Source organism: Thiohalocapsa marina (genome assembly GCF_008632335.1).
Taxonomy (GTDB): Bacteria; Pseudomonadota; Gammaproteobacteria; order Chromatiales; family Chromatiaceae; genus Thiohalocapsa; species Thiohalocapsa marina.
The window spans coordinates 1-6816 of record NZ_VWXX01000066.1; the positions used below are offsets into that span (position 1 = coordinate 1).

The window sequence follows — 6816 nt, forward strand, 5'->3', positions numbered from 1 at the left end:
GCAACGGTAATGGTCGGCTTCATTTTGTTCGCCCCGTCCCTGGGGCTCACCCCTTCGGGGCCGCCCTGACGGGCGTCAAAAATCGTTCCAGACGATTTTTTCATCGGCTTGCCCTCCGTTCGGTGACTTCGCATGCCACACCAGCCAGCTCGGCGATGAGCGTTGTCAGCCCGTTGGTGCGCAGCTCCATGTCGATTCCGGTCTCGCGGATCTCGACCTTATCCGCCCCGCATCCTCTGAGCTTCGATATCGTGTTCTGCCGATTCCCGTTGCGCATCCAGCGAGTTGAACTCCTGTTCGAGACCTTCCTTGGCAATTTTATAACCATACTTAATGAGATATTTTCTCTTTACTATTGATTTTCAGGCCACATATTTCTATTTTAAAGCATGATAAAGCGAATATTTCACTTTAGGAGGCGGTAAAATGATAGTCAGTTTCTCACTCGAAAACTGGATGTCTTTCCGCAACCAGGTCACATTTTCGATGGTCGCCAGCAGGGAGCGCCAGCATGGAGACAGGGTTCCCAAGCTCGGCAAGTACCAGACGAGAGTTCTTCCGGTTGCGGCAATTTATGGCGGCAACGCGTCGGGCAAGACCAATTTTTTCAAGGCCCTGAGTTTCGCCAAGGCACTGGTCGTCAAGGTTACCCAGCCCGACAGCCTGATTTCTGTCGAGCCGTTCCGGCTGGACGCCAAGGTGGCCGATCAGCCGTCACGGTTTGGCTTCGAGCTGCTGATCGACGAGATCATTTACGAGTTCAGCTTCGCGGTGACCCGCAAGGCGGTTCTGGAAGAGAAGCTGGTGGCCATTACGAGCACCAGTGAAAAGGTGCTCTACCACCGTCGGGACGGAAAGCCCAACTTCGATGATTCCCTGGCCAAGGACCAGTTCCTCCAGTTCGCCTTCAAAGGGACCCGGGACAATCAACTCTTCCTGACCAACTCGGTCTCTCAGAAGGTCGACAATTTCCGGCCGGTCTACGACTGGTTCAAGGACACGCTCGAGCTGGTCGCGCCTGATTCCCGCTTTGAACCGTTCGAGCAGTTCCTCGACGAGGGGCACCCGCTCTACTCGACCATGAACGAGATGCTGCCGCAGCTCGATACCGGCATCGCGCATCTGGGTGGCGAGGAGATTCCGTTCGAGAACATTCCACTGCCCGAGCCACTGAAGACCAAGCTGCAGGAAGACGTGAAGGAAGGCATGACCGTTCGTCTGCTGACCGAGCCGATCAACGAGCGATTTGTGGTGACCCGCAAAGGTGGCGAACTGATCGCCAAGAAGCTGGTGACCTATCATCCGAAGGCGGACGGCACGGAAGCCAAGTTCGAGATCCGGCAGGAGTCGGACGGCTCACAGCGGGTGATCGATCTGCTGCCCGCGTTTCTTGAGCTCTCGGCCCAGTTCTCGAAGAAGGTATACGTGATCGACGAGGTCGACCGCAGCCTGCACACGCTGCTAATACGCAGACTGCTCGAAGCGTACCTGGCCAACTGCTCCACGGAAACCAGAACGCAATTGCTGCTGACCACCCATGACGTGCTGCTCATGGATCAGCAACTCCTGCGCCGTGACGAGATGTGGGTAGCCGAAAGAGACGCCACCGGAGCTTCGAACCTGTTCTCCTTCAGCGAGTACAAGGATGTCCGGTATGACAAGGATATCCGCAAGAGCTACCTGCAGGGACGACTGGGTGGAATTCCCCGGATTCTGTTGGGAGGCGCTTTAACCAATCCCTGCCTCACCGAAGAAAGTGAGGGGGATGACTGCTGCCGCCGAAGAGACGCAAATTCCAGAGACCCCTTGGCGAGCGTCGCTACCGAAAACTGTTTGTGCTCGCGGTGGAAGGCGTGAAGACCGAGCCGCCGTATTTCGCCATCTTCAATGACCAACAGTCGGTGATCCGGGTGAACTGCCTCAAAGGCAGCTACGATAGCTCCCCTCCCCAGGTACTGAAGCGGATGGAGGACCATCTCCGTCAGGAGGAGCTGAGATCCTCCGACGAGGCCTGGCTTGTGGTGGACAAGGATCAGTGGACCGACGAACAGTTGGACCAGCTTCATGCCTGGGCTCGGGCACGCGACAATTACGGCTTCGCCCTCAGCAATCCCAAGTTCGAATACTGGCTGCTGCTCCACTTCGAGGACGGCACCGGCATCGCGTCGTCACGGGATTGCAGCGACCGGCTGAAGCGGCACCTTCCCGGTTACGACAAGGGGATCGACCCACGCAAGATCACCCGCGACCGGATCGATGAAGCCATCCGCCGCGCCAGGCTGCGCGACAATCCTCCCTGTGCCGACTGGCCACGCGCCCTTGGCGGCACCACGGTTTACAAGCTGGTCGAAAACATTCTCCAGGTCTGAACCTCAACCAATTCGATCCCCCATCATCCAGGACGCTCTCGGGCGTCCTTTTCTTTTGCGGTGGTGCGGTGAACACCGCTGTCTCTTGCGGTGGATGACCACCGCACGCCAAACCCTTGCCATACAAGGCTTTCATGGCCTTTGCGGTGGTTGCGGTGGTAAATCCAGAGGTCTCACCCCCTATGGGGTGAAATATTTTTTCTTGCCTGAAATCCCCGCGACACGCGGGGTACCGGCCACCTGTGCAACTAGACGATGTGCGTCACTTGTACTAACATTGCGGCAGTTGATCTAACAAAAGAGGTGCTGCCATGACTGCCGTTGCATCGTCGCCTTCCGCCCGCTCTGCCCGACTTGGGCTGCGCGCCACCCCCGAACAGGAGGTGGTGCTGCGTCGTGCCGCCGAGGTGGCCCACAAGTCGTTGACCGACTTCATCCTCGACAGCGCGTGCCTGGCCGCCGAGCAGACGCTGCTGGATCAACGATTGTTCATGGTCTCGGGCAGCCAGTACCAGGCCCTGATGGATCTGCTGGATCGCCCCGAACAGGCCAACGAGGGGTTGCGTGATCTGTTTGCCCGCAAGGCGCCCTGGGACACGAAGTGACGTTGCGCGCACCGGAGCCTCTGGCCGCGCAGCATCGGCTGGACGGTTTTGATTGCGGTAAGCCCGCGCTGAATGACTGGCTGTTGCGCCACGCCCACCAGGCGCAGGGCAGTGGCTCGGCCAAGACCTTCGTCGTTGCTGAGGATGATGGCCGCGTGGCGGGCTACTTCAGTCTGACCGTGGGACAAGTCGACACGCTGGAGGCGCCGGAGCGCATTCGCAAGGGGATGGGGCAATACCCGTTGCCGGTGGTGATTCTGGCGAGGCTCGCTGTCTCGGTGGTGGACCAGGGGCGAGGAATAGGCTTTGGCCTGCTGCAGGAGGCGATTCGCCGCACGATGCTGGTTGCCGAACAGGCGGGCATCCGTGCCATGCTGACCCACCCCATCGATGAAGAAGCGGCGAGGTTCTACACCCGGTTCGGGTTCATCGCGTCACCGCTGCGCGAACAGCAATTGCTGCTGCTCTTGAAGGACGCCCGTCGCTGGGTGCGCTGAATCATGACCATCGCATCACTGCCTACTTTCACCAAACCCGCCCGTCAGCGCTGGGAGTCCATCCCTGCCGACATCCGGCAGCGGCTGCTGTCCAACGTCTGGTGCGGCCGGTGCCCCCGAAGTCGCCCGGGAAGCAGCAACCCGCAGGAGTGCTATCTAATCCAGGTAGCCGGTTTTCCGTGCGTCAACCGTCCGCCATCAATACCAATGCCATACTGTGTATAACGCTGCAGGTGCGTTTCGTCGGTAGTCATAGAGCACCAGCGACACATTGCAACGCGGGATTACACGCCAGGATGGTAGCCAAGACAAGAAACGCCTTGTCCGGACAATGTCAGGACGACTACAATAGAGGCATCCACTATCCGCCCGGAGGGGCACCATGAGCACCCTGAATCTTTCCAAGACCGAACGCATTGACGTTCGTGCCAGCACGCCAGTCAAACAACTGCTGCAGGAAGCCGCGCGCGCCTGCCACAAGAACGTCAGCGAGTTCCTGCTCGACGCAGGCGTGACGGCGGCCGCGCAGACGCTGGCAGATCGTCGCCATTTCGTGCTAGACGACACGCAGTGGCAGGCCTTCCAGAAGGCGCTGGACCGCCCGGTGCAAAGCAAGCCGCGTCTGAAGAAGTTGCTGCGTGAACCTGGGGTGCTGGGTTGAGCAATGACTTCTCACCCGTTCGCAAGCTCACTGCAACGGATCAGGTCGATGCGTTCGACTGCGGCCAGGCCGCGCTGAACCAGTTCCTGCAGCGCTATGCGCTCGTCAACCAGAAGGCCAACAGCGCGCAGACCTATGTCTGCTGCCAGGGTGACGTGGTGGTCGGCTTCTACAGCCTGGCCGTTGGTAGCGTCGATCCAGAAGCCGCGCCGTCGAGAGTGATGAAGAGGCTGGCGCGCCACCCGGTGCCGGTCGTGATCCTGGCCCGGCTCGCCGTGGACAAGGAGCATCAGCGTCAAGGTCTGGGCCAGGCCTTGCTCAAGGATGCGCTGCTGCGTACCGCACAGGCCGCCGACATCGCCGGCATTCGCTGCCTGTTGGTCCATGCCAAGGACGACGCAGCGCGGCAGTGGTACGAATCCTGGGAATTCGAGCCTAGCCCGACCGATCCGTACCATCTGTTCCTGATGCTCAAGGACCTCAAGGGCATGTTGAGCTGAGGTGGTGTCCCCACCTCAGAGCCCGACTCTCTCCCGCTGCTCATCCCACAGCGCCGGCGGATCGACCGCCAGATCGAACAATGTAATGTGGTTCGGCAGTGCGTCGTCGAGGATGGCCACCACGATATCGGGCGCCAGCGTCGTCAGGTTGACCATCCGACTCACATAGCTCGGGTCATGGCCACGGTGATCTTGGCTTCGTCCGGTGTCGGGTCGAGCTTGATCGCTTGCGGCAGCATGTCGCCGAGCAGATTCGGGGCACGCAAGATCGCGCGCCGTTGATCGAGCACCGCCGATTCAAGTTCTGCGGCGGGCAGTCGCGGCAGACCCGAGGCGCCCGCGTGTTCCTTGGCGTCCCGCTGGGGCACGTAGTAACGGTAGCGCCGGCCATTCTTCTTGGTGGTGTACCACGACGACAATGCGCGGCCACCGTTGCCGAACACGATGCCCTTGAGCAGATAGGGAACCTTGGCCCGCGTTGTGTTGCCGCGCACCCGGCCATTCGTCTCCAGGATCGCGTGGACGCTGTCCCGTAGTCGTGGCGAGTTATTGTCGTTTCTGGTGTACAGCGCCGCCCTGGAGGGATGGCGTATCCTGCTGACTGATCACTTGCACGATCACAGTCAACAGCGGTGGATACGCCGAGACCCAGGTCTACGCTGTCAGTTCTTGCACAACCAGAGCGCGAGGAGAGCGAGCCGTTGCACGCGCTGCTGCGCCAGGGGCGCGCAAGCCGATCGCCGAGGCGGTCGAAGCGGAGTTAGCCGTGTACCTGGAGCAGCATGATAGCCATCGCCTGGAGGACGGTCGCCGTGCGCTTGAAGGGGCCAATCACCTCATCGCTGCTCCAGCCGCCATAGAACCCTTACGGCCGGCGCGAGCGCCCACGGTCCCAGACAGGCTTTGGCAGATCTCTGCGGTTCTCGGCAGGTCCCGACACACAGGCTTCATCACCGCTTCCGGGCCACGTCGCTTGCGGCCCCAGGTTAGTCATCGGTGATGCCGGCAGCCCAGCAGACGGACACTGACAGCGAGCAGCCCGCTTACGCCCATGCCCAGCAGCAGGGGAGTCGCCGTGCCATCATGCAGCAGGCTGATCAGCGAGCCGCTGAGTGCGCCGGCACCGAAGCGTGCCGCGCCGCTGAATGCCGAAGCGGTGGCCAGATAGGCCAATCCCTGGCGATGCTGCGGGACGCGCCGGCATTGGCGCAGCAGCCCGAGGAGGCGCGGCTGTCGCTGTGCTGGCGCAGGGTCTCCGGGACGACGTGCAGTAACAGCACGGCCGTGGTCAGCGTGATCAGCAGCAGGAGGGCAAACACCCAGCACCAACGCGCCGAGGCAGGGGGCGATCAAGGGCGCCAAGGGCGGGCAGCAGGGTTGGGCGGATGGAGGCGTGCGTGGTCAGGATCGCTCCGCGACGGCCGGGCTCAGAACGGCTTGCGCGCGACCAGATCGATCAGCGCCGCAGGACCGGCATGGCCGGTGCCTTCCTGCAGCTCGAGTTCGTAGGCCTCGAGCCGCAGGATCTCCAGCTCGGCGAAGGCGTCCCGCAGCAGCTCGGGCGTATAGAGCAGCTCGGCACAGGGCGGGCCGCCGGTGCCGTAGGCGAGCTGGGCCGGCGTGAAGCCATGTAGCAGGAGCAGCCCACCCGGGGCCAGCGTCTGTTGCATGCCGGCGAAGATCGCCGAGCGCAGTGCCGGTTCGGCGAACTGGATGAAGATGGCCGCGACCAGGTCGTAGGCCTCGGGTGCCCAGTGCCAGTGCTGCAGGTCGGCGTGCTGGAAGTCGACCTCGACCGCGCGGGCCGTGGCTAGCGTCCGCGCCTTGGCCAGGGCGACCCGGGAGCTGTCCATGGCCGTGACCGCGAGCCCACGCTCGGCCAGGTAGACCGCGTTGCGGCCCTCGCCATCGGCGACGGCCAGCGCCCGCAGCCCCGGGCGCAACAGATCGGTCTGTGCAACCAGGAACTGACTCGGCTCGGTGCCATAGAGATAGTCTTCACGGTCGAAGCGTTGGTCCCACATAAGATGTCGTCTGTCTTAATCTAGAAAGGGCGGTGGCTGGTGGCTGGTGGCTGGTGGCTGGCGGCTGGTGGCTGGTGGCTGGTGGCTGGCGGCTGGCGGCTGGCGGCTGGCGGCTGGCGGCTGGCGGCTGGCGGCTGGCGGCTGGCGGCTGGCGGCTGGC

The 6816-nt window shown here is 62.2% G+C and carries 11 protein-coding genes; 7 read left to right on the forward strand and 4 right to left on the reverse strand.

Translation table 11 applies throughout. From position 1 onward, the window contains the following. The 7 genes from F2Q65_RS19810 to F2Q65_RS19035 all read left to right on the forward strand — a co-directional run. Positions 1-359: hypothetical protein (locus F2Q65_RS19810; protein WP_211354112.1), on the forward strand; the 359-nt coding region annotated here is incomplete at its 5' end. A 67-nt stretch (positions 360-426) separates the two neighbouring features. Continuing rightward, a complete protein-coding gene (locus F2Q65_RS19010) occupies positions 427-1857 on the forward strand; it encodes an AAA family ATPase (RefSeq protein WP_211354113.1) in 1431 nt (476 codons plus the stop codon). Further along, a complete protein-coding gene (locus tag F2Q65_RS19015; RefSeq protein ID WP_211354114.1) occupies positions 1854-2369 on the forward strand; it encodes an RloB family protein in 516 nt (171 codons plus the stop codon). The genes F2Q65_RS19010 and F2Q65_RS19015 overlap by 4 nt, the downstream gene beginning before the upstream one ends. Before the next feature lie 311 nt (positions 2370-2680). Beyond that, positions 2681-2974, forward strand: a complete 294-nt coding sequence (locus F2Q65_RS19020) for a type II toxin-antitoxin system TacA family antitoxin (RefSeq protein WP_150094976.1) — start codon at positions 2681-2683, stop codon at positions 2972-2974. Continuing rightward, positions 2971-3471, forward strand: a complete 501-nt coding sequence (locus tag F2Q65_RS19025) for a GNAT family N-acetyltransferase (protein ID WP_150094977.1) — start codon at positions 2971-2973, stop codon at positions 3469-3471. Before F2Q65_RS19020 ends, F2Q65_RS19025 begins: the two co-directional genes overlap by 4 nt. A 382-nt stretch (positions 3472-3853) precedes the next feature. Beyond that, positions 3854-4132 (forward strand): type II toxin-antitoxin system TacA family antitoxin, encoded by a 279-nt coding sequence (locus tag F2Q65_RS19030; protein WP_150094978.1) that lies wholly within the window; start codon positions 3854-3856, stop codon positions 4130-4132. Beyond that, positions 4129-4632, forward strand: a complete 504-nt coding sequence (locus F2Q65_RS19035) for a GNAT family N-acetyltransferase (protein ID WP_150094979.1) — start codon at positions 4129-4131, stop codon at positions 4630-4632. The genes F2Q65_RS19030 and F2Q65_RS19035 overlap by 4 nt, the downstream gene beginning before the upstream one ends. 15 nt (positions 4633-4647) lie before the next feature. Here the strand turns inward: F2Q65_RS19035 and F2Q65_RS19040 are convergent, their stop codons facing one another. The 4 genes from F2Q65_RS19040 to F2Q65_RS19055 form a co-directional block, all read right to left on the reverse strand. Further along, positions 4648-4788 carry a hypothetical protein gene (locus F2Q65_RS19040; RefSeq protein ID WP_246156390.1) on the reverse strand — a complete coding sequence of 47 codons (141 nt, stop codon included), beginning with the start codon at positions 4786-4788 and terminating at the stop codon, positions 4648-4650. 5 nt (positions 4789-4793) lie between these two features. Continuing rightward, on the reverse strand, positions 4794-5126 hold the full coding sequence (locus tag F2Q65_RS19045) for a recombinase zinc ribbon domain-containing protein (RefSeq protein WP_211354115.1): 333 nt from the start codon (positions 5124-5126) through the stop codon (positions 4794-4796). 496 nt (positions 5127-5622) lie between these two features. Continuing rightward, positions 5623-5805, reverse strand: a complete 183-nt coding sequence (locus F2Q65_RS19050) for a hypothetical protein (protein WP_246156391.1) — start codon at positions 5803-5805, stop codon at positions 5623-5625. 254 nt (positions 5806-6059) lie between these two features. Then, positions 6060-6656 (reverse strand): SAM-dependent methyltransferase, encoded by a 597-nt coding sequence (locus tag F2Q65_RS19055; protein ID WP_150094980.1) that lies wholly within the window; start codon positions 6654-6656, stop codon positions 6060-6062. Between the last annotated feature and the right edge of the window lie 160 nt (positions 6657-6816).

Coding starts and splice junctions, on each gene's coding strand:
- F2Q65_RS19030 (WP_150094978.1), top strand. CDS start 3,854: ATGAGCACCCTGAATCTTTCCAAGACCGAACGCATTGACGTTCGTGCC.
- F2Q65_RS19040 (WP_246156390.1), bottom strand. CDS start 4,788: ATGGTCAACCTGACGACGCTGGCGCCCGATATCGTGGTGGCCATCCTC.
- F2Q65_RS19055 (WP_150094980.1), bottom strand. CDS start 6,656: ATGTGGGACCAACGCTTCGACCGTGAAGACTATCTCTATGGCACCGAG.
- F2Q65_RS19010 (WP_211354113.1), top strand. CDS start 427: ATGATAGTCAGTTTCTCACTCGAAAACTGGATGTCTTTCCGCAACCAG.
- F2Q65_RS19020 (WP_150094976.1), top strand. CDS start 2,681: ATGACTGCCGTTGCATCGTCGCCTTCCGCCCGCTCTGCCCGACTTGGG.